This window comes from Nocardiopsis alba, assembly GCF_000710955.1.
Lineage (GTDB): Bacteria > Actinomycetota > Actinomycetes > Streptosporangiales > Streptosporangiaceae > Nocardiopsis > Nocardiopsis alba.
Genome location: NZ_BAZE01000004.1, coordinates 140595 through 165912, shown reverse-complemented (window position 1 = coordinate 165912; position 25318 = coordinate 140595). Strand labels below are relative to the sequence as shown.

Annotated in this window: 20 protein-coding genes; 14 read left to right on the top strand and 6 right to left on the bottom strand. The window is 69.4% G+C overall.

What is annotated here, in order from left to right:
* The first annotated feature begins 170 nt into the window (after positions 1-170).
* The 6 genes from TR33_RS09530 to TR33_RS09505 all read left to right on the top strand — a co-directional run bounded on the left by TR33_RS09530 (position 171) and on the right by TR33_RS09505 (position 5412).
* On the top strand, positions 171-893 hold the full coding sequence (locus TR33_RS09530) for an AfsR/SARP family transcriptional regulator (RefSeq protein ID WP_017535517.1): 723 nt from the start codon (positions 171-173) through the stop codon (positions 891-893).
* 139 nt (positions 894-1032) lie between these two features.
* The gene (locus TR33_RS09525) at positions 1033-1428 is read left to right on the top strand and encodes a YraN family protein (protein ID WP_017535518.1); all 396 of its coding nucleotides are present in this window, start codon (positions 1033-1035) and stop codon (positions 1426-1428) included.
* A complete protein-coding gene (locus tag TR33_RS09520) occupies positions 1428-2948 on the top strand; it encodes a YifB family Mg chelatase-like AAA ATPase (protein WP_017535519.1) in 1521 nt (506 codons plus the stop codon). Before TR33_RS09525 ends, TR33_RS09520 begins: the two co-directional genes overlap by 1 nt.
* Before the next feature lie 11 nt (positions 2949-2959).
* Positions 2960-4111 (top strand): DNA-processing protein DprA, encoded by a 1152-nt coding sequence (gene dprA / locus TR33_RS09515; RefSeq protein WP_017535520.1) that lies wholly within the window; start codon positions 2960-2962, stop codon positions 4109-4111.
* 60 nt (positions 4112-4171) lie between these two features.
* Positions 4172-4531: a RidA family protein gene (locus tag TR33_RS09510; RefSeq protein WP_014909393.1), complete on the top strand. Its 360-nt coding sequence runs from the start codon at positions 4172-4174 to the stop codon at positions 4529-4531.
* Positions 4528-5412, top strand: coding sequence for a tyrosine recombinase XerC (locus TR33_RS09505; RefSeq protein ID WP_014911445.1), 885 nt, complete (start codon positions 4528-4530; stop codon positions 5410-5412). Before TR33_RS09510 ends, TR33_RS09505 begins: the two co-directional genes overlap by 4 nt.
* Before the next feature lie 126 nt (positions 5413-5538).
* Here the strand turns inward: TR33_RS09505 and TR33_RS09500 are convergent, their stop codons facing one another.
* Positions 5539-6300, bottom strand: coding sequence for a M23 family metallopeptidase (locus tag TR33_RS09500; RefSeq protein WP_042282764.1), 762 nt, complete (start codon positions 6298-6300; stop codon positions 5539-5541).
* A 339-nt stretch (positions 6301-6639) separates the two neighbouring features.
* Here TR33_RS09500 and rpsB point away from each other — a divergent pair, with 339 nt between their 5' ends.
* The 6 genes from rpsB (at position 6640) to TR33_RS09470 (ending at position 12374) form a co-directional block, all read left to right on the top strand.
* Positions 6640-7572 (top strand): 30S ribosomal protein S2, encoded by a 933-nt coding sequence (rpsB, locus tag TR33_RS09495; protein ID WP_014910120.1) that lies wholly within the window; start codon positions 6640-6642, stop codon positions 7570-7572.
* Between the two features lie 143 nt (positions 7573-7715).
* Positions 7716-8552: a translation elongation factor Ts gene (gene tsf, locus TR33_RS09490; RefSeq protein WP_014908220.1), complete on the top strand. Its 837-nt coding sequence runs from the start codon at positions 7716-7718 to the stop codon at positions 8550-8552.
* Positions 8553-8726: 174 nt separating this feature from the next.
* Positions 8727-9473 (top strand): UMP kinase, encoded by a 747-nt coding sequence (gene pyrH, locus TR33_RS09485; RefSeq protein ID WP_014910714.1) that lies wholly within the window; start codon positions 8727-8729, stop codon positions 9471-9473.
* A gap of 84 nt (positions 9474-9557) precedes the next feature.
* Positions 9558-10115 carry a ribosome recycling factor gene (gene frr, locus TR33_RS09480; RefSeq protein ID WP_014909708.1) on the top strand — a complete coding sequence of 186 codons (558 nt, stop codon included), beginning with the start codon at positions 9558-9560 and terminating at the stop codon, positions 10113-10115.
* Positions 10116-10118: 3 nt separating this feature from the next.
* Entirely contained in the window at positions 10119-11054 is a 936-nt protein-coding gene (locus tag TR33_RS09475) for a phosphatidate cytidylyltransferase (protein WP_014913189.1), read from the top strand.
* A gap of 138 nt (positions 11055-11192) precedes the next feature.
* Positions 11193-12374, top strand: a complete 1182-nt coding sequence (locus TR33_RS09470) for a pyridoxal phosphate-dependent aminotransferase (protein ID WP_017535522.1) — start codon at positions 11193-11195, stop codon at positions 12372-12374.
* 32 nt (positions 12375-12406) lie between these two features.
* Here TR33_RS09470 and TR33_RS09465 read toward each other — a convergent pair whose 3' ends face one another.
* Positions 12407-13591, bottom strand: a complete 1185-nt coding sequence (locus tag TR33_RS09465) for an alpha/beta hydrolase (RefSeq protein WP_026125173.1) — start codon at positions 13589-13591, stop codon at positions 12407-12409.
* Positions 13592-13663: 72 nt separating this feature from the next.
* Between TR33_RS09465 and TR33_RS09460 the strand changes: the two genes are divergently transcribed.
* Entirely contained in the window at positions 13664-14272 is a 609-nt protein-coding gene (locus TR33_RS09460) for a TetR/AcrR family transcriptional regulator (RefSeq protein ID WP_042282762.1), read from the top strand.
* 78 nt (positions 14273-14350) lie between these two features.
* Here the strand turns inward: TR33_RS09460 and glgB are convergent, their stop codons facing one another.
* The 4 genes from glgB to TR33_RS09440 form a co-directional block, all read right to left on the bottom strand.
* Positions 14351-16684 (bottom strand): 1,4-alpha-glucan branching protein GlgB, encoded by a 2334-nt coding sequence (glgB, locus tag TR33_RS09455; protein ID WP_017535525.1) that lies wholly within the window; start codon positions 16682-16684, stop codon positions 14351-14353.
* Positions 16685-16767: 83 nt separating this feature from the next.
* The gene (locus TR33_RS09450) at positions 16768-18147 is read right to left on the bottom strand and encodes a maltokinase N-terminal cap-like domain-containing protein (protein WP_017535526.1); all 1380 of its coding nucleotides are present in this window, start codon (positions 18145-18147) and stop codon (positions 16768-16770) included.
* 1 nt (position 18148) lies between these two features.
* Positions 18149-20065: a maltose alpha-D-glucosyltransferase gene (treS, locus tag TR33_RS09445; protein ID WP_042282760.1), complete on the bottom strand. Its 1917-nt coding sequence runs from the start codon at positions 20063-20065 to the stop codon at positions 18149-18151.
* An 89-nt stretch (positions 20066-20154) separates the two neighbouring features.
* Positions 20155-22122, bottom strand: coding sequence for an alpha-1,4-glucan--maltose-1-phosphate maltosyltransferase (locus tag TR33_RS09440; protein ID WP_042282758.1), 1968 nt, complete (start codon positions 22120-22122; stop codon positions 20155-20157).
* A 630-nt stretch (positions 22123-22752) separates the two neighbouring features.
* On the opposite strand from TR33_RS09440, the gene TR33_RS09435 reads away from it, so the two are divergent.
* Positions 22753-25218 carry a transglycosylase domain-containing protein gene (locus TR33_RS09435; protein ID WP_042282756.1) on the top strand — a complete coding sequence of 822 codons (2466 nt, stop codon included), beginning with the start codon at positions 22753-22755 and terminating at the stop codon, positions 25216-25218.
* The last annotated feature ends 100 nt before the right edge of the window (positions 25219-25318 follow it).

The window sequence follows — 25318 nt, the reverse complement described above, 5'->3', positions numbered from 1 at the left end:
CGACTGCGATATCTGGTCATAAGACGGTTATTAGTGACAAGATGATCCCGTTCCGAAAAGGATGGAGACGCATGAGGCCTTTTCCGACAGGAGGCGACGTTATCGAGTTCGGGACTCTGGGCCCGCTCACGATAAATCGGGACGGAGTTCCGGTCACACTTCGCGCCCCCATGCTTCGCCGTCTGCTCGCCGTCCTGTTGTGCCGAAGCGGACGACCGCTCTCCTTGGACGAGTTGGCCGAGGCGCTGTGGGAGGACTCCCCACCGGACGGGGCGCGCAGCACCCTCCAGGTCTACGTCCACCGGCTCCGAAAGGTGCTGGGCGACAGCGGTCGCGTGGTGCACAACGGGGCGGGCTACCGGATCGTCGTGGAGGCGGCCGACGTCGACGCGATGCGCTTCGAGGCCGCCATCGCCCGGGCCCGGTCGGCCCGCGGCCGAGGTGAACTGGAGCAGGCCGGTGGACTGCTCGGCGAGGCCACGGCCCTGTGGCGGGGGCGCCCCTACGCGGACATCGCGGGCACCGGCATCATCGCCGGAGAGATCCGAAGACTGGAGGAGCTGAGGCTGCTGGCCGATCAGGAACGACTCGAGATCGCCCTGGATCGCGGCCGCCACGCCCAAGTGGTGCCGGAACTCACCGACCTCGCCGACGGCCACCCTTACAGGGAACGACTGCTCGCCCTGCTCATGCTCGCCCTCTACCGTTCCGGTCGCCAGGCCGACGCGCTGGAGGTCTTCCGAAGAACCCGGCTCCGGCTCTCCCAGGAACTGGGCGTGGAACCCACCAGGCTGCTGCAACGACTCCACGAGGCGATCCTGCGGGGCGACGGCCGACTCCTGCTGATCGAGGCCGATCGGCTCGACGGCCTCTGCGCGGCGAGCTCCGTGTAATCCGGTCCCGACCCCGAACCGACCGCCGTCGACGTCCCACCGCCCCGGATCCGACGACCCCGCCGGATCCGGGGTTGTCCACAGGCGGGAAGGAGCCTCTGGTGTGAGAGGGCGCGATCACCGAACGTGGTAACGGGAGGTGGTCGCCTTGGAACGGTCGACCCGACACCGGAGCCCGGGATATCGGAACATCCTCGGACGGCGCGGCGAGGAGCTCGCCGCGCGCTACCTCGAACGGAACGGCATGCGGGTGCTCGCCCGCAACTGGCGGGCCCCGCACGGTGCCGGTGAACTCGACCTGGTGGCCAGGGACGGGTCAGTCCTGGTCGTCGTCGAGGTCAAGACACGAGGCTCACTGCGCTTCGGCCATCCGACGGAGGCCGTCACCCCGCGCAAACGGCGCCGTCTGCGCGCCCTGGGTCGGGCCTGGGCCCGAGAGCACCGTCTTCCTCCGTACCCGTCACGGGTCGACGGGGTCGGTGTCCTGCTGCTCGACGGGCGCGTGCTGCTGTTCCACGAACGGGGGCTGCGCTGATGTCACTCTCCCGCACCCACTGTGTCACCCTGCTGGGCGTCCAGGGCCACATGGTCGAGGTCGAGGTCCACCTGGGCGGGGGCGACCCCGGCATCACCCTGGTCGGTCTGCCCGACGCCGCCCTGCGCGAGGCCCGCGACCGGATACGCGCCGCCGTCGTCAACAGCGGGGAGAACTGGCCCAGCGGCCAGATCACCATCAGTCTCTCCCCGGCCAGTCTGCCCAAGTCCGGCAGCCTCTTCGACCTGGCCATCGCCGGAGCCGTCCTGGCCGCGGCCGGAGAGGTGCCGTTGGAACGTCTCGCCGACACCGTGCTCATCGCCGAACTCGGCCTCGACGGTCGGACCCGACCGGTCCGCGGGGTGCTGCCCGCCGTGGTCTCCGCGGCCGAACAGGGGTTCACCAGGTTCGTGGTCGCGACGGGCAACGCCGCGGAGGCCCGTCTGGTGCCGGACGTGGACGTCGCCGTCGTCGAGGACCTGTCCGGGCTGTGCCTCTGGCTGCGAGGGGAACCCTGCCCGGCCCCGGAGGAGGAACACGGCGAACGGCCGCGGGAACCGGGCGAGCACGGCCCCGACCTCGCCGACGTCCTCGGACAACCGGTGGCTCGCAGGGCCGTCGAGATCGCGGCCGCCGGAGGGCACAACCTGATGATGCTCGGACCGCCGGGAACGGGGAAGAGCCTCTTGGCCGAGCGCCTGCCCTCCGTCCTGCCCCGGCTGAACCGGGCCGAGGCCCTGGAGGCCACCGCCATCCATTCGGTGGCCGGACTGCTCCCGCCCGGTAGCCCCCTGGTCACCCTCCCGCCCTTCGCGTCCCCGCACCACACCTCCAGCCGGGCCTCGATCATCGGCGGAGGCGTCGGCAACCCCGGACCGGGCTGGGTCTCCAAGGCCCACCACGGGATCCTGTTCGTGGACGAGGCGCCCCAGTTCGGCCGCGGGGTGCTCGACTCCCTGCGCGAACCCCTGGAACGCGGCGAGGTCGTCATCGCCAGGGCCTCGGCCACCGTCACCTTCCCCGCACGCTTCCAGCTCGTCATGGCGGCCAACCCCTGCCCCTGCGCCAAGCCGGGCAATCTGTGCACCTGTCCGGCGGGGGAGCGGCGACGCTACTTCTCCCGCCTGTCCGGGCCGCTTCTGGACCGGATCGACCTCAAGGTCGAACTCCAACCGGTGTCCCGTTCCGAACTCCTCGCCGACCGGGCCTTCGCCGAATCCTCCGAGGTGGTCGCGGAACGGGTCCTCCAGGCCCGGGAACGGGCCCGGTCCCGGTTGGCGGACACCCCGTGGAGCACCAACGCCGCCATCCCCGGGGCACGGCTGCGCCGCGACTTCCCGCTGGAACCCATGGCCCTCAGGGTGCTCGGCCAGGCCATGGACCGAGGCCAGATCAGCGCTCGAGGCGTGGATCGGGCACTCCGGGTCGCCTGGACGCTGGCCGATCTGTCCGGTAGGGAACGCCCCGGGCCGGAGGAGACCGCCTACGCCTACGCCCTCTGGTCGGGCCGGGCCTGGTGAGGAGGGTGGACATGGGAGGACACGAGGAGGAGGCCCGGGCCCGAGCCTGTCTGACCGCGGTGGTGCGTCCCGGGGACCCCTGGTTGGGCGCGCTCCTGGCCGAACACGGGGCCGCCCGCGTGTGGGCGGCCCTACGGGCGGGGGAGGCGCCACCACCCCTGGAGACCGAGGAGGATCCGACCGACGAGGAACGGGCTCTCCAACGATGGCGAGGATGGGCGCACAAGTCCCTCGCCGTGGACGCCGACGCCCTCCTGGCCCGGTCGGCCGAGGCCGGGGTGCGGTTCGTCGCTCCGGGAGACCCCGAATGGCCGGGCCGGCTCGACGAGCGTCCCGGTGGCCGCGACTGCCACGGCCTGTGGGTGCGCGGCCACGGTGACCTGCGCAATCTGTGTCTGCGCTCGGTGGGGATCGTGGGCGCACGCGCGGCCAGCCCCTACGGCGAGTACGTCGCCTCCGAACTCGCCCACGGACTGGCGGAACGCTCCTTCACGGTGGTCTCCGGAGGCGCCTACGGGATCGACGGGGCGGCGCACCGGGCGGCCATGACCACCGGACGGACCGTCGCGGTCCTGGCCTGCGGACTCGACGTGGACTATCCGCGCGGGCACGCGGGCCTGTTCACCGAGGTGGCCCGGCACGGGGCCCTGGTCAGTGAACGACCGGTCGGCCGGACACCGCGCGCCCCCGATTTCCTGATCCGCAACCGGCTCATCGCCGCGCTCACCTCGGGCACCGTGGTGGTGGAGGCGGGACGGCGCAGCGGAGCCCTCAACACCGCCGCGCACGCCGACGAGCTGCACCGGGTACTGATGGCGGTGCCCGGGCCGGTGACCTCCGCGACCTCGGTGGGCTGTCACCGGCTCCTCAAGGAGGGCCGGGCAGTCTGCGTCACCGGCGTCGACGACGTGGTGGAACAGATCGCGCCGCTGGACGAGCTCTCGACGATGGGCGGGCCGCTCCCTGTTCACACCGATCTGTCCGCCGAGACCGCACGTGTCCTGGCCGCGGTCGGGACCAGGGGAGCGGGGACCGCGGGTGTCGCCCGGGCCAGTGGGGAGGGGCTGGAACAGACGATGCGTTCCCTGGGGCTGCTGGCCGCCGCCGGATTGGTGGAACGGTCTCCCACCGGCTGGCGTCGTCCCCCCTCGGGGCGGTCCTGACGTGGGAGGGCATGCCGATCAGGGCGGATACCGACGGGACCGTTCGGGTACGGTTCCGCTATGGCCAAACCGTACAGCGACGCCCTTACGGCCGACGGCCCCCTGCTCTTCGTCTCGGGCCAGGTCCCGGCCGGCCCCGGAGGCGAGGCTCCCGGGGGCATCGGTGAGCAGACCCGCCAGGTGTTCCGCAACATGGAGGCCGTCCTGGCCGAACACGGGGTCGACCTCTCCCATGTCGTCAAGATGACCTACTACCTGAGGCACATCAGCGACCTGGAGGAGTTCAGGGAGGCTCTCTTGGCATGCCTTCCGGAGGGCCATCTGCCCGCCGCCACGTTGGTGGAGGTCGGAGGTCTGGTCGACCCCACCTACCTGGTGGAGATCGACGCCATCGCCTCTCTGCCTCGGGACCGGGGGTGAAGGGTCCCGAAGCGCTGGAGCGCCTGGCCGCCCATTTGTCCGGTGAGCTGGGCCGATCTCCCCATACGGTCCGCGGCTACCTCGCCGACCTGCGCTCCCTCGTCGCGCATCTGGACGAGCACGGTCACGAACTCGCCGACCTCGACGTCCCCCTGATCCGCGCCTGGCTCTCCCGAGCGCGCGCCTCGGGGGCGAGCCGGTCCACGATCGCCCGCCGGGTGGCGGCCGTCCGTGCCCTCACCCGTTACCTGCATCGTGAGGGGATCCTGCCGGTCGATCCCGGGCCCCGTCTGGCCACCCCGACCCAACGGCGATCCCTGCCGACCGTCCTGGACGAGGAGCAGGCGGCCGAGGCCCTCGCGGCCGTGGACCCGGAGACCCCGGTGGAGCTGCGTCGGCACGCGATCGTCGAGCTGCTCTACGCCACCGGTATCCGGGTGGCCGAGCTGTGCGCCCTGGATCTGGCCGATCTGGACCGCACCCGCGACACCGTCCGGGTCCTGGGAAAGGGAGACAAGGAGCGCACCGTGCCGGTCGGCGGCCCGGCCCTGGACGCGGTCGAGGCCTGGACCCGACGTGGGCGCCCGCACCTCGTCGGCCACGGAAGCGCGAACGCCCTCTTCCTCGGAGCCCGCGGCGGAAGGCTCGGCGTCCGTCAGGCGCGTGAGGACGTGCACACGCACCTGCGTGAGGCCGGTCTGGACGGTGCCCCGCACGGTCTGCGGCACAGCGCGGCCACCCACCTGTTGAACGGGGGAGCAGATCTGCGCAGTGTGCAGGAGTTCCTGGGGCACGCCAGCCCGCGCAGTACCCAGATCTACACACATGTGTCCGTGGACCGTCTACGCGACGCCTACAGTCAGGCCCACCCCCGCGCCTAGGCGAACGATGGGGTGACATGGATCCCATTTATCCGGCGGGAGAGACCGAACGGCTTTCGGGAACTCGTGGACCTTCTCGATACCGAATGGTGTTCGCCTTCGATTTCGCTTTCGCGCCTTTCTTGCTCATGTGAGCGGGGCTCGGGTGGGTTGCTCATTTGAGCATCTCGGGATTCTTCGACTTCCGACTTCTTCTTCGGAATGGAAAGAGGAAGCGGAGGCGGATCCGGAAGACGACGGTGAGGATCGCCGAGCCCACGGCGATCGGGGGGCCACGGAGATCCGCTCACGGACCCGGCCACGAGATCCCCCACGGTTCTCGGTCCTCCGGCCACGGCCGAGGGCGGTGCCCTCCCCGGAGGGCGCCCCGGGGCCCCGACCCGGTGGACCGAGCGGGAGGAGACGGATCTCTCCGCGGCCCAAGAGGGAGAGCGGGTCCAGGTAGGTGTCGCCCCGGAGCAGGCCCCAGTGCAGACAGGGGCGGTCGTGGCAGTGGAACGGCTCTTCGGACAGGGTGCCGATCGGATCGGGGCCGACCGGATCACCACGGGCCACGGACGCGTCCACCGGCAGATAGGTGGTGCGCACGTCGCCGTGGGCGACGCTGACCACGCCGACCCCGGCCACCGGGCCGGCGAAGTGGACCCTCCCGGGCGCGGCCGCGTACACCTCCTGACCGGGCTCGGCGGCCAGGTCCACCCCCAGATGCCCCGGCAGCCAACGTTGTTCGGGCGGGTCGAAGCCGCGCAGTACCGACACCGGCTCCTCCAAGGGCCAACGCCGACCCGTCTCGTCGACCGGGGAGGCCAGGGCGGTTCGAGTGGGGAAAAAGGGGAAGAGCAGGAGCGAGAGGAACAGCGGAAGTGCCCAGAAGCGGGGGTGGCTCATGCATCCAGAGTGCGTTCGCCGGTCGGGTTCCGCCAGAGCCTCCCGGCGCCTGTGGAAAACCCGACGGCCACCGCCGAGGAGCGTCCGCGCCTCTCCCCTCGCGCCCCAGGTCGCCGCTTGATCTCCCCGCGAAGGCGCACGTTCCCGGTCGTGCTCCGCGGAGGATAGAATCTTTTCCGGCCCTGTCGGGTCGACCCACAATACGCGCGCCCACCCGCCTCCCTCGGGAGGGTCCGTGCCTACGGTCCGCGCCACCTCGTGTGGTGTGGCGGCATGGACGGGGCGTCAGGAACAACCGAAGGCGGGACTCGCTCCCGCCACCGCAAGGAGGACCAGGTCATGGCCACAGTCGTGACGATCCGCCAGCTCCTCGAGAGCGGCGTCCACTTCGGGCACCAGACCCGTCGCTGGAACCCGAAGATGAAGCGCTTCATCTTCACCGAGCGCAACGGCATCTACATCATCGACCTTCAGAAGTCGCTGGCGTACATCGACCGCGCCTACGAGTTCGTCAAGCAGACGGTCGCCCACGGTGGCACCATCCTGTTCGTCGGCACGAAGAAGCAGGCGCAGGAGGCCATCGACGAGCAGGCCCGCCGTGTCGGGATGCCCTTCGTCAACCAGCGCTGGCTGGGCGGCATGCTCACCAACTTCTCCACCGTTCACAAGCGGCTCCAGCGCCTCAAGGAGCTGGAGGAGATCGACTTCGACGACGTCGCCGGTTCCTCCCTCACCAAGAAGGAACTGCTGAACCTTCGCCGTGAGAAGGACAAGCTGGAGCGCACCCTCGGTGGTATCCGCGACATGTCCCGCGTGCCCAGCGCCGTGTGGATCGTGGACACCAAGAAGGAGCACATCGCGATCAGCGAGGCTCGCAAGCTGAACATCCCGGTCGTCGCCATCCTCGACACCAACTGTGACCCGGACGAGGTCGACTACCCGATCCCGGGTAACGACGACGCCATCCGCAGCGTCAGCCTGCTCACCCGCGTCGTCGCCGACGCCGTCGCCGACGGTCTGATGGTCCGTTCCGGTGCCTCCGGCGCGACCGAGGAGAAGGCCGCCGAGGAGCCCCTGGCCGAGTGGGAGCGCGAGCTCCTCGAGGGCAAGACCGAGGGTGTCGAGGCCACCGAGGCCGCCGCCGAGCAGGCCCCGGCCGAGACCCCCACCGTGGCCCCGGCCGACGAGGTCGCCGCCGAGGCTCCGGCCGAGGTCACCTCGGAGGACTCCCCCGCGGACGCCCCCGAGCAGGCCCCGAAGGCCGCCGAGTAGCAGGCGGCCCGTCGCCGCTCCCCGGTGACTCGATGTTCGAGCGCCGCCTCGCCCCTGATGGGCGGGGCGGCCCGCTCGGCCTTCGCCCGGGACGCTCCACCTTCCAGAACAGACTTCACTTTCGAGGGAATCCGAGAACAGTCATGGCGAACTTCACCGCCGCGGACGTCAAGAAGCTGCGCGACATGACCGGCGCCGGCATGATGGACTGCAAGAAGGCTCTGACCGAGGCCGACGGCGACTTCGACCAGGCCGTCGAGGCTCTGCGCATCAAGGGCGCCAAGTCCGTCGACAAGCGCGCGGACCGCACCGCCGCCCAGGGCACCGTCGTCCTTCGCCGTCAGAGCGAGGGCAAGGCCACCCTGATCGAGCTCAACTGCGAGACCGACTTCGTCGCCAAGAACGCCCAGTTCATCGAGCTGGCCGAGCAGGTCGCCGACTTCGTCGCCGCCCAGGACAGCGAGGACCTGGCCACGGTCGCCGCCGCCGAGATCGAGCCGGGCAAGAGCCTCCAGGCCTACATCGAGGGCAAGAGCGCCATCATCGGCGAGAAGCTCGAGTTCCGTCGTCTGGCCAAGTTCGACGGCGTCTACGTCGCCGACTACCTGCACAAGTCCGACCCGGACCTGCCCCCGACCATGGGCGTCCTGGTCGAGCTGGACAAGGTCGACGAGGCCACCGGCAAGGACCTCGCCCAGCAGATCGCGGCTCTGGCTCCGAAGTACATCGACAAGAACGACGTCCCCGAGGACGTCGTCGCCAACGAGCGTCGCATCGCCGAGGAGACCACCCGCGAGGAGGGCAAGCCCGAGCAGGCGATCCCCAAGATCGTGGAAGGCCGTCTCAACGGTTACTTCAAGGAGGTCACCCTCCTCGGACAGCCGTTCGTCAAGGAGAACAAGAAGACGGTCCAGAAGGTCGTCGACGAGGCCGGCGTGACCGTCAAGCGCTTCGTCCGCTTCAAGGTCGGCCAGGCCTAGGGGTTTTGACATGATGGAAGTGCCGGGGAGACCATTCTCCCCGGCACTTTCGGTGGATAGGGGCGGGTTCGGCGTGCTGTGCGCCCCGAACCCTCCACAGCAGGAGCACTCGGGGGACCCTGTGCCGCTCGGGGACAACAAGGGAGGCCGCAGGCCGTGTCGGAGAACGAAGCCATGACCACCGCACCCGCCATGCACGATTCCGGATGGAAACGTGTCATGCTCAAGCTCTCCGGGGAGGCGTTCGCCGGAGGCGGCGGTCTGGGCATCGAACCCGAGGTCGTCCAGTACGTGGCGGAGTCCATCGCCGAGGCGGTCTCCGAGGGCATTCAGGTCGCCGTGGTGGTCGGCGGCGGCAACATGTTCCGCGGCGCGCAGCTCACCGAGGGCGGCATCGAGCGCGGCCGCGCGGACTACATGGGCATGCTCGGCACCGTCATCAACTGCCTCGCCCTCCAGGACTTCCTCGAGCGCCTCGGCGTGGACACCCGCGTCCAGACCGCGATCCACATGAGCCAGGTCGCCGAGGCCTACATTCCGCGACGGGCCGTCCGCCACCTGGAGAAGGGCCGTGTGGTCATCTTCGGCGCCGGTCTCGGCGCGCCCTTCTTCTCCACGGACACCACCGCCGCCCAGCGCGCGCTGGAGATCGGCGCCCAGGCGGTCCTCAAGGGAACCCAGGTCGACGGTGTCTACGACTCCGACCCGCAGCGCAACCCGGACGCGGTCAAGTTCGACAAGCTCAACTACAACGAGGTCCTCACCCGCGGCCTCAAGGTGATGGACGCCACCGCCGTCAGCCTGTGCATGGACAACGGCCTGCCGATCGTCGTCTTCGACCTGATGAGCCAGGGGAACATCCTGCGCGCCGTCCGTGGTGAGAAGATCGGAACCATCGTCGGTCCGGCCTCCGAGGCCTGAGGCGGTCGTTCCGCCCGCGCGGAGGCACCTCGGACCGCGTACCCAAGCCACGAACACCCAGTCGAGAATCCGGGAGCGCCCACAATGATCGAAGAAACCCTCCTTGAGGCCGAGGAGAAGATGGAGAAGGCCGTGACCGTGGCGAAGGAGGACTTCGCGACGATCCGTACCGGCCGCCCCACCCCGGCCACCTTCAACAAGATCACCGTCGACTACTACGGTGCCCGTACGCCGATCAACCAGCTGGCCTCCTTCTCGGTCCCCGAGCCGCGCATGGTCGTCATCTCGCCGTTCGACGTCAACTCGCGTACCGAGATCATCAACGCGATCCGCAACAGCGACCTGGGCGTCAACCCGTCCGACGACGGACAGGTCATCCGGGTCATCTTCCCGGAGCTGTCCGAGGAGCGGCGCAAGGAGTACGTGAAGGTCGCGCGGACCAAGGGCGAGGACGGCAAGGTCTCCATCCGCAACGTCCGCCGTCGGGCCAAGGACGCCTTCGAAAAGGCGGTCAAGGCCGGTGAGCTGGGCGAGGACGAGGCGCACCGTGCCCAGACCGAACTGGACGAGCTCGCGCAGAAGTACGTCGCCTCCATCGACGAGCTGCTCAAGCACAAGGAAGCGGAACTTCTCGAGGTTTAGCCGGTGACCCACCCTTCCCACGGCTCCGGAGGCGATGACCCCTCGCCGGAGCACAGACCCGACGACAGTCCTACTTCCGAGACGGACACGGCCGCCGGGCAGCGCTTCGTGCTGCACAAGCCGGGGGGTGAGCCGGTCAAGACCGGTCGCAACCTCCCGGTGGCCATCGCCAGCGGGTGCGTCCTCGGCGCGCTCGTCTTCTTCTCGATCTTTCCCAAGCCACAGCTGTTCACGATCATCACCTCGCTCGGGGTGTTGATCGGTCTGCGTGAACTCAACCGCGCCTTCGGCGGCAAGGGCATGACCCTCGCCGTGATCCCGTTGGCCGTGGGCGGTGTGGCGATGCAGGCCGGAGCCTACTTCGGTGGGGCCGACTGGCTGGTCGGCATCACGGCACTGACCGCGATCATCTGTCTGGCCTGGCGGTTGAGGGGCGGGGCCGAGGGGTTCGTCGCCGACGCGGCGGCGAACCTGTTCACCCTGGTCTATCTGCCGTTCCTGTTGGCCACGTGGATGCTGCTGATCGCGCATCCGGAGGACGGCCAGCAGCGACTGGTGGTGTTCATCGTGGTGACGATCTCCAGCGATATCGGTGGTTACTTCGCCGGGATCCTGCTGGGCCGGCACAAGATGGCCCCGGTGATCAGCCCGAACAAGACCTGGGAGGGTTTCGGCGGCTCGGTCGTGGGTTGTGCGGTGGCGGGCGCGTTGTGCGTGACCCTGCTGTTGGACGGCCCCTGGTGGGTCGGCGTGATTCTGGGACTGGCCGTGGTGCTGGCGGCCACGGTCGGCGATCTCATCGAATCCCTGTTCAAGCGTGATCTGGGCGTCAAGGACATGGGCCGTTTCATGCCGGGCCACGGCGGTCTGATGGACCGCATCGACTCGCTGCTCATCGCGGGTCCCGTGGTCTGGATCGTGCTCAGCCTGCTGCTCTAGGACAGGGCCTTACGACGAGGGCCTCGGCCCGCGTGACCCCCGTAGGGCGGGGCCGCGCGGACCGGGGCCCTCGTCGTTCCGTACGGATCGGCCGGGGCACGCGGGCGGGGGTCCGGAGCGGGTGGTTACCCTCGACGGGTGGAAGAACCGCTGATCGAACGAATGCGCGCGTACGGCGAGACCATCTTCGCCGAGATGACGCGCCTGGCCGTCGAGACCGAATCCGTCAACCTGGGGCAGGGGTTCCCCGACACCGACGGGCCTCGAAGCCTGCTGGAGAACGCCTCGCGTCACATCCTCGAGGGGGTGAACCAGTACCCTCCGGGGCCGGGGCGCCCCGAACTGCGTCGGGCCGTGAGTCGTTACCGCTCCCGTCACTACGGGTTGGACTTCGACCCGGACTCCGAGGTGTACGTGACCGTCGGGGCGACCGCCGGTATCGCGGCCTCGTTGCTGGCCCTGGTGGAGCGCGGCGACGAGGTGATCGTCTTCGAGCCCATGTACGACTCCTACGCGGCGATGATCTCCCTGGCCGGCGGGGAGCGTCGGCCGGTGGCGCTGCGTCGGGATCCCGAGAGCGGACGCTTCACCTTCGACCCGGCCGAACTGCGGGCCGCCGTCACCCCGCGGACCCGGCTCGTCATGGTCAACACCCCGCACAACCCGACCGGAACGGTCTTCACCTCCGCCGAGTTGGAGGAGATCGCGGCCGTGTGCCGTGAGCACGACCTGATCGCGGTCACCGACGAGGTGTACGAGTTCCTCACCTTCGACGACCGTCGCCATGTGCCCCTCGCGTCCCTGCCCGGTATGCGCGAACGGACCCTGTCGATCTCCTCGGTCGGCAAGATGTTCGCCGTCACCGCCTGGAAGACGGGGTGGGTGACCGGCCCCGAGCCGTTGGTGCGGGCCGTGCGCACGGTCAACCAGTTCCTCACCTTCTCCGCGAACGGCGCCCTCCAACTCGCGATCGCGGACGCGATCGAGGGCGAAGGGGAGTGGATCGAGGCCCAACGTCTGTCCCTCCAGGGCAAACGCGACCGGTTGGCCGAGGGGCTGGGCGACGCCGGGTTCGATGTGAACGTGTGCGAGGGCACCTACTTCCTGATGGCCGACATCCGGCCGCTGGGCTATCGGGACGGTGAGGACCTCGCGCGGGCCCTGCCCGCCGCGGCCGGGGTCGCCGCCGTACCGGCCAAGGTCTTCTACGACCACCAGGACGAGGGGCGACACCTGCTGCGCTTCGCCTTCTGCAAGAAGGACGAGGTGTTGGACGAGGCCGTCGCCCGGCTGAGGCGCTGGCACCGCGACGCGGGCTGAACCCTGCGGGGCGGCCCGTCCCGCCGCTCCTCTCAGAGGTGTTCGGTGAGGAAGTCGTCGATCGTGTGCCGGGTGATCTGGGAGGCGAGGCCGCCCCAGTTGAGGTCGAACATGTGCTCGGTCCACGGCAGCTCCAGATGCCGGTGGGGCACGCCGGCCTCGGCGAGGCGGGCGACGAACCGACGGTTGTCCTCGGGGTCGACGAACAGGTCGTGGCCGGCCGTGACGACCAGGGTCGCGGGGGAGTCTCCGGTGACGTCGAGGATCGGGGACATGGCCTCGTACTCCTCGGGGAACTCCGTCACCGGGCCGCCGACCATTCGTTCGCTTGACTCCAGCAACTCGTCGCCGAGGGGGGAGCGGCGCTGGCGCCAGGGGACCTCGGGGGCGTCGGCGGTGCCGTCCGTGGCCGAGTACCAGGCCACGACGGCGGTCGCCTCGGGGACCTCGGTGTCACAGGAGGGCGGGATCCGGTCGTCGTAGGTCGCGAGCAGGGCCAGAAGGCCGCCGGCCGACTGGCCGGTGACGGCGATCCGTTCCGGATCCCCGCCGTGTTCCGCGGCCTGTTCTCGAACCCGGCCGAGGGCGCAGCGCACGTCCGCGACCGATTCCTCCCAGGCACCGTCGGGGAAGAAGCGGTAGTCGACGTCGAACACCACCCGGTCTCCGTCGGCCAGCCAGGTGTCCCAGCGCGGCAGCAGACTCTGGGGGAGGTCGTCGGCGCCGCCGTGGACGTTGACGACCACGGGCAGGGGTTCGGTACCGGGGGAGGTGGGTTCCCATACGTCCATGAGCAGTTCCTCCCCGTCCACCCGGTGGTAGGTCAGGGTCGTGGGCTCCCGGTCGGTCGAGGTGGCCAGGCCCGCGGTGTACTCGCCGAGGGAGAGCGGCGCTCCTTCGGCGCGCGCGGTGTTCCACAGCGAGGCGGAGGGCACCAGGGCCGTAATCAGCAGTAGGGCGTTGACCGTGGCGAACCCGGTGGTGACACGGGTGCGCCCTCCCCGTCCGGCCGAGAGCGCGAGGAGGAGACCGAGCAGCGCGGGCAGTGTGAGGAAGAGGGAGAACTCCAGGGTGAGGAGGGCGTACTGCCAGCCCTCCCAGGAGAGCGGGGGAGCCAGGACCAGGGCGAGGGCGGCGACCCCGGGCAGGGTGAGGAGCCCGGACGAGATCAGGGCCGCGCGCCGGAGGCGGGGGTGGGGAGGAGGTGTGTCGGGCATGACGACGTCCTTTCTGATACGTATGTATCGATACGAACGTATCAGAAGGGTCCGGTATGCCAGAATGAGCGGGTGCCGAAGGTCGTGGACAGAGAGAGCCGTCGTCGGAGCGTGGCCGAGGCGATCCATCGGATCGCGGCCCGCGAGGGGCTCGAAGGGGTCAGTGTCAGGGTGGTCGCCGCCGAGGCCGGCCTGTCCGCCGGTGCCGTCCAACGCGAATTCCCCACCAAGGACGACCTGCTCCTCTTCGCCCTGGAGACCTCCGTGGACGAGGTCGCCGCCCGCTTCTCCCGTATCCGGATCGGCCCCGATGCCCTGACCTTCGCCGAGGGGTTGCGCGCCGTCCTCACCGACCTGTTGCCCACCGACGAGCGCCGCCGCGCCCAGGCCCGGATCTGGGCGGCCTTCTACGCCCGCGCGGCCGTGGACCCGACCTTCGCGAAGGTGCTCTCCGATCTGGACGCCCGCGCCCGCGCGAACCTGGCGCTCGCGCTCGGCTACGCCCGCGACCAAGGGGAGCTCGCCGTGGACCGGGACCCCGCGGCCGTGGCCGAACTGCTCCTCGTGGTCATCGACGGGCTCTGGCTCTCCTGCGCCCGTCTGCCCGAAGGGGCCCCACCGGACCATCTCCATTCCGCCGTGGACGCGGCGGTCGCCCTCATCACCACGAGGACGCGATAACGCGGAAGGTGAACCGGAAGGGCCCTGGGCGTTCCGGGGGAACGTCCAGGGCCCGGTCTCGAAGACGGCCGGTAGGCCTCAGCGGCGCGGTTCGAACCAGACCGCGCCGAGCGGCGGAAGGGTGATCTCCGCCGAGAACGGCTGTCCGTTCCACTCCCGTTCCTCGGCCTCCACCGTGGTGGGGGCCTCGTGGCCGGAGCCGCCGAACCTCGGGTCGTCGGAGTTGAGCACGAGGTCCCAGGTCCCGGCCTCGGGAAGGCCGATCCGCCGCTGTGGGCGGGGGACCGGCGAGAAGTTCACCGCGCAGGCCAGCACGGATCCGTCCTCCCCATGACGCAGGTAGGAGAGCGTGTTGCCCTCGCGGTCACCGCCGTCCAACCAGCGGAACCCCGCCGGATCGGTGTCCAGCGACCACAGCGCGGGCCGGGGCCGGTAGGCGTCGTTGAGCGCCTTCACCAGACGCTGAGCGCCCGCGTGGTGCTCGAACTCCAGCAGCCACCACGGCACGCCCTCGGGGTGGGACCACTCGTCGCCCTGGGCGATCTCCCCGCCCATGAACAGCAGCTGCTTGCCCGGGTGCGACCACATGAACGACAGCAGTGCCCGCAGGGTCGCCGCCCGCTGCCACTCGTCGCCGGGCGCCTTGTTGAACAGCGATCGCTTGCCGTGCACCACCTCGTCGTGGGAGAGGGGCAGCACGTAGTTCTCGCTGTAGGCGTAGACCATCGAGAACGTGATGTCGTCGTGGTGGTACTTGCGGTGGATCGGCTCCTTCTTCACGTACTCCAGGGAGTCGTGCATCCACCCCATGTTCCACTTGAGGCCGAACCCGAGACCGCCGTGGTCGACCGGCCTCGTCACCCCCGTGTACGCGGTCGACTCCTCCGCGATCATCGCCACGCTGGGGTTGCGGCGGTACACCGTGGTGTTGAGCTCCTTGAGGAAATCGATCGCCTCCAGGTTCTCCCGCCCGCCGAACACGTTCGGCTCCCATTCGCCGGAGTCCCGCGAGTAGTCGAGGTAGATCATCGAGGCGACCGCGTCCACGCGCAGCCCGTCGATGTGGAACTCCTCCAACCAGTACAGGGCGTTGGCGACGAGGAAGTTGCGCACCTCGGTCCGCCCGTAGTTGAAGATGAGCGTGCCCCAGTCCGGGTGCTCGCCGCGGCGCGGGTCCGGGTGCTCGTACAGAGCGGTCCCGTCGAACCGGGCCAGCGCCCACTCGTCCTTGGGGAAGTGCGCCGGAACCCAGTCCAGGAGCACCCCGATCCCGGCCTCGTGCAGCGCGTTCACCAGGTGACGGAACTCGTCCGGCGACCCGAAACGCGGCGTGGGCGCGTAGTAGGAGGTGACCTGGTAGCCCCAGGAGCCGTCGAACGGGTGCCCCGCCACCGGCAGGAACTCCACGTGGGTGAAGCCCATCTCGACGACGTAGGAGACCAGACGCTCGGCGAGCTCGGTGTAGGAAAGGCCGGGGCACCAGGAGCCCAGATGCACCTCGTAGACGCTCATCGGGGCCTTGTGGATCTCCACCCCCTTGCGGTCGGCCATCCACCGCTCGTCGGTCCACACGTGCTCGGAGACGGTGACGACCGAGGCGGTGGCCGGCGGCATCTGGGTCCGCCGGGCCATCGGGTCCGCCTTGTCGCGCCAGTGACCGTCGGACCCCAGCAGCTGGAATTTGTACAGGTCGCCGTCGCCCAGGCCGGGAACGAACAGTTCCCAGACGCCGCTGGAACCGAGGCTGCGCATCGGGTGGGCGATCCCGCTCCAGTAGTTGAAGTCGCCGATCACCCGGACCCCGCGCGCGTCGGGGGCCCAGACCGCGAATCGGGTCCCCGACACCTCGCCCAGGGTTCCCTCGCGCTCGATGACGTGGGCGCCCAGGGCCCGCCACAACTCCTCGTGACGTCCCTCGCCGATCAGGTGCAGGTCGAGTTCGCCCAGGGCCGGGGCGTATCGGTAGGAGTCGGCCTCCAGGAGCTCCGGGCCCTCCTCGTAGCGGACGGCCAGACGGTAGTCGTCGATCTTCCGGGGCAGGCGCGCCGCGAACACCCCTCGGTGGCGGTGCGGGAGCGCGACCCGGGTGTCGTCGGGCAGGACGGCGTGGACCTCCAAGGCCCCCGGACGCAGGACCCGCAGGTCGCGGCCGTGCAGGCCGAGGACGGAGTGCGGGTCGTGGTGGTGGCCGTCGACGATCCGGTCGAGCTCGGCCACCAGGGCGTCGGCCAGAGGGGCCGTCGCCCGAGGCCGTCGGGCCGGGGTCTTCGAACCCGAGCCCTTCGAACCCTTGGATCCGGTCTCGCTCCTCCTCCGGGTGGTCTTGGCCGTCTTCTCGGCGCCCGCCTTCCTCTCGGTCGGCTTCTTCGCGGCGCTCTCGGACGCTGACGTATGGGTCGAGCGCGGTGGCAATGCGACTCCGTGTGACTCGTGATGAACGGGTGACATGAGGACGGTCTGTGGGGCGGCCCTCCCGGAGAAGGGCCGCCGAAGGATCAGCGGGGAACCGGTGGGGCTCCGGCCGCCGTGGCGATGGAGTCCAGCGGGACACGCAGCCAGTCGGGCCGGTTGCGGGCCTCGTACAGGACCTCGTAGACGGCCTTGTCGAACTCGAAGGCGCGCAGCACCGTCAGGTGCTTGTCCGGGTCGGCTCCGCCGCCGTCGGCGTAGCCCCGGCAGAACGCCTCCCGGTTGCGGCGGGCCCAATCACGCGCGGCCCAGGCCAGTTCGGGCCGGCCCGGATGGCCGACCATCAGGTAGCCGGCCGCGTAGTCGAAGGAGCGCAGCATCCCGGCGACGTCCCGCAACGGGCTGGACAGGCGTTGCCGCTCGCGCACCGGAACGGTCGGCTCGCCCTCGAAGTCGAGCAGTACCCACCCCTCCGATGTTCGGATGACCTGCCCCAGGTGATAGTCGCCGTGGATCCGCTGGATCGGCAGCGGCTCGTCCAATCGGGCGAGGTCGGAGTAGGCCTCCATCACCCGGGGAGCGTGCTCGGCCAGCTCGGGGACCTCGCCTCCGGCCATCGCCAGTCGCTCCACCATGGCGTCGGCCAACTCGGCGGCCGCGGACGGCGAGAGCACGTCCGTGGGCAGAGTCCGGGCCAGGGAGCTGTGCACCTGGGCGGTGGTGCGCCCCAGGCTCGCGGCCTCCTCGCCGAAGTCCGCGTCCATGCCCTCCACCAGGGTGCGCACGTTCTCGGTGGCCAATACCCAGCCGTCGGTGGCGTCCGGGACGAAGGTCTGGAGCAGGGCCAACGTCGTCGGCGAGGTGTGCCCGGACAGATCGGCCTCGATCCATCCGCAGGGGCGCGCCACGTAGGGCGAACCGGACAACGCCATGTTCAGCTCCAGGTCCGGATTGCGGCCGGGCCAGAGCCTGCGAAAGGTCTTCAGGACGTAGTCGCGCCCGTAGACCAACGACGTGTTGGACTGTTCGCCGGTCAGGAGCCGCCCGGCCCCGCAGGGGCGGACCTCGGTGCCGGGCAGGGTGCGGAACCGCACCCTGCCCCGCCGCTCGGGGTCCTCCTCCGCGGCGAAGCGTTCCAACAGCATCTCCGTGAGCACGGGATCGTGCGCGGCGTCGTACACCACCCTGGGACGGCCGCCGGCGACCGGGCAGACGCCTATGGCGGCGCGGGCCAGACGCGGAGGCAGGGACCGGGGCGGCCGGGAACCCAGCATCACCTGGTAGCGGGAACTGAGCCCGCGCTGCCCCGCCTGCACGACGAGCACGTTCAGGTCGGGCCCGCCGGGGCCGGCCGAGACCAGGGTGTACCTGCTCTCGATCCGGACCCGGCGGATCGGGATCCCCTTACCGGAGAACCAGCGTTGTCGAGGAAGCCAGACCGCGAGGAGTTCTTCGAGCTGAGACATGTCAGGCGGGCCCGCTTCCCAGCTCACCGTCGTCCGGCTCCGAGGATCCGGAACGGCACGATGCGGTGACGGGCCGGTGGACCTCCAGATCGTCGGGGCTGTTCAGGCCCGCGGCCGGCAGCCCGTACGAGGGCAGTTCCCCGCGGTCGGCTCCGGTCCCCTCCGTGGTCCGTTCCACCGGCAGCTGGAACCAGTAGAAGCCGTGACCGGGCAGGGTGAGCGGGTAGGCGGAGTCGCCGATCTCCGGGAAACGGACCCCTCCCACGCACTCCACCGGTCGCACGCCCGCGTAGCGGGACAGGTCCAGCTCCACGGGTTGCGGGAACCGGGACAGGTTGTTGACGCAGAGCATGCGGTCGTCGCCGTGCTCCCGGATGAACGCCAACACGCTCGGGTTGGTGGCGTTCAGCTCGGTGAACTCGCCGGTGCCGAACACGGGGTGCCGCTTGCGGATCTGGATCATGCGGCGGGTCCAGTTCAGCAGGGAACCGGGGTTCTCCCGCTGGGACTCCACGTTGAGCGCCTGGTAGCCGTAGACCGGGTCCATGATCAGCGGCAGGTACAGGCGCGCGGGGTCGCCCTTGGAGAAACCGGCGTTGCGGTCGGCGCTCCACTGCATGGGGGTCCGTACGGCGTCGCGGTCGCCCAGCCAGATGTTGTCGCCCATGCCGATCTCGTCGCCGTAGTACAGCACGGGAGAGCCCGGGAGCGAGAGCAACAGCGCGGTGAACAGTTCGATCTGGTCGCGGTCGTTGTCCAACAGGGGCGCGAGTCGCCGACGGATCCCCACGTTCGCGCGCATGCGGGGTTCCTTGGCGTACTCGGAGTACATGTAGTCGCGCTCCTCGTCGGTGACCATCTCCAGGGTCAGCTCGTCGTGGTTGCGCAGGAAGATCGCCCACTGGCAGTTGCGGGGGATCGGCGGGGTCTGGGCGAGGATCTCCGAGATCGGGAAGCGCTGTTCCTGTCGTACCGCCATGAACATGCGCGGCATCAGCGGGAAGTGGAAGTTCATGTGGCACTCGTCGCCGCCGGACTCGAAGTCGCCGAAGTAGTCGACCACGTCCGAGGGCCACTGGTTGGCCTCGCTCAACAGCACCCGGTCCGGGTAGAGGCGGTCGACCTCGGCACGGACCCGCTTGAGGAACTCGTGCGTCTCCTTGAGGTTCTCGCAGTTGGTGCCCTCACGCTCGTACAGGTAGGGCACGGCGTCCAGGCGGAAGCCGTCGATCCCCAGGTCCAGCCAGTACCGCAGGACCTCCAGGATCGCCTCCTGCACCGCCGGGTTCTCGAAGTTCAGGTCCGGCTGGTGCGAGAAGAAGCGGTGCCAGTAGTACTGGCCGCGCACCTCGTCGTAGGTCCAGTTGGAGGTCTCGGTGTCGACGAAGATGATGCGGGCCTCGTCGTAGCGGTCGTCGGTGTCCGACCACACGTAGAAGTCGCCGTAGGGTCCGTCGGGGTCCTCACGGGAGGCCTTGAACCAGGGGTGCTGGTCGCTGGTGTGGTTCATGACCAGGTCGGTGATGACGCGGATCCCGCGCCGGTGCGCCTCGTCGAGGAGCTCCACGAAGTCGGCGGTGTCACCGAACTCCGGGAGGATCTTGAAGTAGTCCGAGATGTCGTACCCGCCGTCGCGGAGCGGGGACTCGTACATCGGCAGCAGCCAGAGGCAGTCGATGCCGAGCCACTGGAGGTAGTCCAGTTTCCGGACCAGGCCGGTGAGGTCGCCGGTGCCGTCGCCGTTGGAGTCGAAGAACCCGCGGGCGAGCACCTCGTAGAAGACGGCGTGTTTGTACCAATGGGGGTCCCGGGCTCCACCGGAGGACATGAGGGGGCCGGTGGCGGCCCCCGTGGCCGGGGCGAGCGGACCGTGTTCGGCGTGCTCGTGTGCGCCGGGTCCGGACTCGTCTTTGCTCATCTACTGCTCCCCACCAAGAATGTTCGACATCGGATCAACGGGCGTCCGGGCCCGGGCGGCGGTTCCGTCCCGCCGCCGGGTCCCGGGCGTCATCTGCCGTTGACGGTGAACACGTGCGCCGGTCCGGTCGCCGGGTCGAGCCGGACGTAGTTGCTCGCCCGCCACGTGTAGGAGCGTCCGGTCAGCTCGTCGGTCACCTTGAGGTCCTCCTCCCACGTGCGGCCGATCGACGGCAGGTCCAGATGCACCGTGGCCTCGCGGGCGTGGTGCGGGTCGAGGTTGACGACGACGAGAACGACGTCGTCGGGCTCACCGGGGGCGCCGGGGCGATGCTTGGAGAAGCAGATCAACTCCGGCCGGTCCACGTGGTGGAACCGCAGGTTGCGCAGCTCGCGCAGGGCGGGATGGGCTCGTCGCAGCTCGTTGAGCCTGGTGATGAGCGGAGCGATGGTCGTTCCGGAGGCGTCGGCCCCGGCCCAGTCCCTGGGGCGGTACTCGTACTTCTCCGAGTGCAGGTACTCCTCGCTGCCGGGGTGGGCCGGGGTGTTCTCGCACAGCTCGAAGCCCGAGTAGATCCCCCAGGTCGGGGAGAGCAGGGCCGCCAGGACCGCGCGCGCCTCGAAGGCCGGTCGACCGCCTCGTTGGAGGTAGGCGTGCAGGATGTCCGGGGTGTTGGCGAACAGGTTGGGTCGAAGGTAGTGCGCGGTCTCCCGGCTGAGCTCGGTGAGGTACTCGGTGAGCTCGTCCTTGTCGTTGCGCCAGGTGAAGTAGGTGTAGGACTGATGGAAGCCGATCTTGGCCAGGGTGCGCATCATCGCCGGCCGGGTGAAGGCCTCGGCGAGGAAGAGGACGTCGGGGTCGCGTTCGGCGACCTCGGCGAGCAGGCGCTCCCAGAAGGCGACCGGTTTGGTGTGCGGGTTGTCCACCCGGAAGATGCGCACCCCGTGGTCGATCCAGTGCCGCACGACCCGCAGGACCTCGGCGTACAGACCCTCGAAGTCGTTGTCGAAGCAGAGCGGGTAGATGTCCTGGTACTTCTTCGGCGGGTTCTCGGCGTAGGCGATGGAGCCGTCCGCGCGCGTGGTGAACCACTCCGGGTGCTCGGAGACCCAGGGGTGGTCGGGCGAGCACTGGAGCGCCAGGTCCAGGGCGATCTCCAGTCCGTGGTCGGAGGCCACGGCGACGAAGGCGTCGAAGTCCTCCAGGGTGCCCAGGTCGGGGTGGACGGCGTCGTGTCCTCCCTCGGGCGAACCTATGGCCCACACCGAGCCGGGGTCCCCCGGCCCCGCGGTCAGCGTGTTGTCGCGACCTTTGCGATGGGCCGTACCGACGGGGTGGATCGGCGGCAGGTACACCACGTCGAACCCCATGTCGGCGATGGCGGGCAGGCGCTTGGCCGCGTCGGAGAGGGTTCCGGAGGCCTCCTCGCCCGGGGCCACGTCGACCCGGGCGCCCTCCGAGCGGGGGAAGAACTCGTACCAGGAACCGAACAGGGCCCGTTCGCGGTGGACGACGACCTTGGTCCGCTTGGACCTGGTGACGAGTTCCCGCAGGGGTTTGCGGTCCATGGCGGCGACGACCTCGTCGGTGACGGCCGTCGTGAAGCGTTCCATCGGATCGGTCGAGGTGTCGCGCAGGAGCGTGGCCGCCTCGGAGAGGGCGGGGTCTCGCGGGGTGCGACGGGCGGCGCGCGCGAGCAGGCGGGCGCCCTCCTCGAGGACGAGGTCGGTGTCGACGCCGAGGGGAAGTTTCACGCGGGCGACGTGCAGCCATGTGGCGAAGGGGTCGGTCCAGGATTCGATGGAGAAGGACCAGTCGCCCTCGGAGGGCAGGCTGATCTCGGCCTCGTACCGGTCGGTCCCGGGGGCCTTCTCGCGCATGGGGACGAGAGCCTCGCGGCGACCACGGGGGGAATGGACGACGACGCCCGCGGCGAGGGAATCGTGCCCTTCGCGGATCACGGTCGCGCCGACGGTGAAGCGTTCTCCCGGAACGGCCTTCACCGGCCCGAGGTCGTTGTCCGGAGATATGTCGATTATGGGCAGGCGTCCGATCACTGGCTACACCGTAATCATCGTTGTCAGGGCGTCATGAGGAGGCGCGTGACGACGCACGCGCGAAGAATGATCGGGTTCCGATCAAAGGCAGGATGGAGTCGACGAAGAACCGAATGGAAACTGTCCGGATTGCGGCTTCGGTGGTCTCCGATGTCCATCGTCCGCCCTGGCCCTGGCTTTGGCGGAGTGTCGAGGCCGAGTCGCACATGTGATCCTCGCCACATTCTTGCCCGTGGTCGAGGTCGGGTATTTGTCGGTTTTCATCGCTCGAAAACCGGCGAAGAAGGCATAAATTCGCAGTGGATTCTGTGTTCTCCCCGGTTGCTTTTCGATTCTCCATCATGAAAAGTCCGAAGATCTGTCCCGCTGGTTGCCGGTGGGAGTGAACTGGGTAGGGCTCATCTAATGCGCCCCGAGTGGTCGAGGGTCTATTCCGGACACTCGATCATGTCCAATGTGTCTACTCTGTGTAATCTTCTGTTGCTCTGTGTGGTTTACAAGGTATTGAGGAAGCTTTTCAGTGACACACCCGATTTAACGGAGTTCCCTTGAGGCCCTTCCTGCGAGGGTGGTCGACGCGATGCCCACCGTCGCGAGGCGGAGGGGCGGCACACGGCTCTAGGGGGCGACGTGACGGAGGTCGACGGGGGCGGTGGGTTCATCGAGCGGGCCCGCGCTCTGTTCCAGGAGAGGGTCGAGCGGGCCCGCGCCCTGTTCCAGGAGAGGATCGCGGAGTTCGAGAAGGACGCGACTCGGGAACGACGCGACGCGTATCTGCGACTGTCGGGTCTGGGCGCCGTCGCGGGTCTGCTCTGTGCCGTCCTCGTGCTGCCCTGGGCGGGAAGCGCGGGCCTGGTGGCCAGGGACACCGCCGCGGGCTTCATGGCCCTCCCCGGGCACCTGGAGGTCCCGAACCTGTCGTCGGGCGTCCTGCTCACCGACGACGCCGGGGAGCCCTTCGCCGAGGTCTCCGAACGCGAACGGGACGTGGTCTCCCTCGACGCGATCAGCCCCTGGGTCCCCTCGGCCCTCATGGCGGTCGAGGACGACCGTTTCTATGAGCACAACGGGCTCGACATGAAGGGCGTCCTGCGGGCCGCGCTGCGTACGGCCCAGGGAGACATGCAGGGCGGCTCCACCATCACCCAGCAGTACGTCAAGAACCTCCTCATCGAGACCGCCGATTCGGAGGGGGACGTCGACGGCGCCAGCGAACGGACCCTCGGCCGCAAACTGACCGAGCTGCGCTACGCCATCGACATCGAGGACCGGTACACCAAGGACGAGATCCTGGAGGGCTACCTCAACCTGGCCTACTTCGGGGCCGGCGCGCACGGCATCGAGGTCGCGGCCCAACGCTACTTCTCGATCTCGGCGGAGAATCTGGACGCCGGTCAGGCGGCGATGCTGGTCGGCCTGGTCCGGGGGCCCTCGTTCTACGACCCCCTCAACAACCCCGAGGGGGCGAAGGAACGTCGCGACCTGGTTCTGGACCGCATGGTCGACACCGGTCACCTGGAAGCGGAGGAGGCCGCCGCCCACAAGGCCGAGGACCTGGGCATCGATCACACCCCCAGGGGCGGCAGTTGCATGGAGAGCGACTACCCGTTCTTCTGCGACTACGTCATGCGCTGGCTGGCCGACTCGGAGATGCTGGGGAAGACCGCCGCCGAGCGGGAGCAGCGCATCGCCCAGGGCGGTCTCACCGTGCGCACCACGATGGATCGCGCGGCCCAGGACGCGGCCCAGGACGCCGTGGACAAGCGGGTCCCGCATGAGGACTCCACCAAGTTCGCCGCCCAGGCGCTGGTCGAACCCGGAACCGGTCGGATCCGGGGCCTGGTCCAGAACCTGCGCTACGGGTTCGACGACGACGCCTCCGGAACCACCTCGATCAACCTCGCCGTGGATCGGGACGAGGGCGGCTCCGGCGGCTATCAGGCGGGATCGACCTTCAAGACCTTCACCCTGGCGGCGGCCCTGGAACAGGGGATGGGGTACGGGACCAGGTTCAACTCGCCCAAGAGCATGTCCGTCGGTGGGATGACCGACTGCGGCGGCGACCGGATGTCGTCGTGGAGCGTGAGCAACGCCGGCGAGAGCGACGACGGCGAACACAACATGATCAGCGCGACCAAGGGCTCGGTGAACACCTACTTCGCCCAGTTGCAGGAGAAGGTCGGTCTGTGCGAGACCTCCGAGATGGCGGTGAAGGCCGGCGTGCACCGCGCCGATGGTGAGGATCTCGGAGTGTGGAGCTCCTTCACCCTCGGGGATCAGGAGGTGTCCCCGCTGACCGTCGCCAACTCCTACGCGACCTTCGCGGCCCGCGGCATCCGTTGTGAGCCGCGGCCGGTGCGCTCTCTGACCGAGGACGGCACGGAGGAGCGGGTCACCGCCGACTCCGACTGTGAGCGGGTGGTGAAGCAACAGGCCGCCGACGGGGTCAACCACCTGCTCCAACAGACCTTCGACGGAGGTACGGCCAAGGGCCTGGACATCGGGCGGCCCGCGGCGGGCAAGACCGGTACCACCGACGGATCCGCCTACGCCTGGTTCGCCGGGCACACCCCGAACCTGGCCTCCGCGGTCGTCGTCGGCGACGTGCGCGGTGGTGAGCAGAACCCGCTGCGCGGGGTGACCATCGGCGGACAGTACTTCGGCGTCGTCTACGGAGGGACCCTGCCCGGACCGATCTGGCAGGAGTCCATGCGCGGGGCGACGGAGGGGCTGCCCTCCGAGAGCTTCGCCGGTTCTCCCGGTTCCTTCGGGGACCCGACGGCGGAGCCGCCTGGACGGGAGAAGGACGACGACTCCGATGACGAGGGCGGAGCGGACGGCCCCGAGGACGCCGCCGGCTCCGCGGACTCCGAAGGTACGGAGAGCACGGAGAGCACGGAGAGCACCGAGGGTTCCGCGGACTCCGAAGGGACCGGGGGCGCCGAAGGTTCGGACGGCACCGGCGGCACGGGCGGTACCGAGGGCTCGGACGGTACCGGAGGCACGGGCGGCACCGAAGGTACCGGGGGCACCGAAGGCACCGAAGGTTCCGGTGGCACCGAGGGCTCCGACACCGGAGAGGGGGCCGGCACCTGACCACCGGGCCCGCTCGCGCGCGGTCCATGGTCCCGAGGTGGACAGAGGCCTATATGTCGTGGTGAAAGGGGTATGGAGGGTCAAGAGCTCCGATATTTGC

What these genes read in the sequence shown, in the direction of transcription:
- TR33_RS09530 (WP_017535517.1), top strand. Translation starts at nt 171, where the DNA reads ATGCTTCGCCGTCTGCTCGCCGTCCTGTTGTGCCGAAGCGGACGACCG.
- TR33_RS09520 (WP_017535519.1), top strand. Translation starts at nt 1,428, where the DNA reads ATGTCACTCTCCCGCACCCACTGTGTCACCCTGCTGGGCGTCCAGGGC.
- dprA (WP_017535520.1), top strand. Translation starts at nt 2,960, where the DNA reads ATGGGAGGACACGAGGAGGAGGCCCGGGCCCGAGCCTGTCTGACCGCG.
- TR33_RS09510 (WP_014909393.1), top strand. Translation starts at nt 4,172, where the DNA reads ATGGCCAAACCGTACAGCGACGCCCTTACGGCCGACGGCCCCCTGCTC.
- TR33_RS09500 (WP_042282764.1), bottom strand. Translation starts at nt 6,300, where the DNA reads ATGAGCCACCCCCGCTTCTGGGCACTTCCGCTGTTCCTCTCGCTCCTG.
- rpsB (WP_014910120.1), top strand. Translation starts at nt 6,640, where the DNA reads ATGGCCACAGTCGTGACGATCCGCCAGCTCCTCGAGAGCGGCGTCCAC.
- tsf (WP_014908220.1), top strand. Translation starts at nt 7,716, where the DNA reads ATGGCGAACTTCACCGCCGCGGACGTCAAGAAGCTGCGCGACATGACC.
- pyrH (WP_014910714.1), top strand. Translation starts at nt 8,727, where the DNA reads ATGACCACCGCACCCGCCATGCACGATTCCGGATGGAAACGTGTCATG.
- frr (WP_014909708.1), top strand. Translation starts at nt 9,558, where the DNA reads ATGATCGAAGAAACCCTCCTTGAGGCCGAGGAGAAGATGGAGAAGGCC.
- TR33_RS09465 (WP_026125173.1), bottom strand. Translation starts at nt 13,591, where the DNA reads ATGCCCGACACACCTCCTCCCCACCCCCGCCTCCGGCGCGCGGCCCTG.
- TR33_RS09450 (WP_017535526.1), bottom strand. Translation starts at nt 18,147, where the DNA reads ATGTCTCAGCTCGAAGAACTCCTCGCGGTCTGGCTTCCTCGACAACGC.
- treS (WP_042282760.1), bottom strand. Translation starts at nt 20,065, where the DNA reads ATGAGCAAAGACGAGTCCGGACCCGGCGCACACGAGCACGCCGAACAC.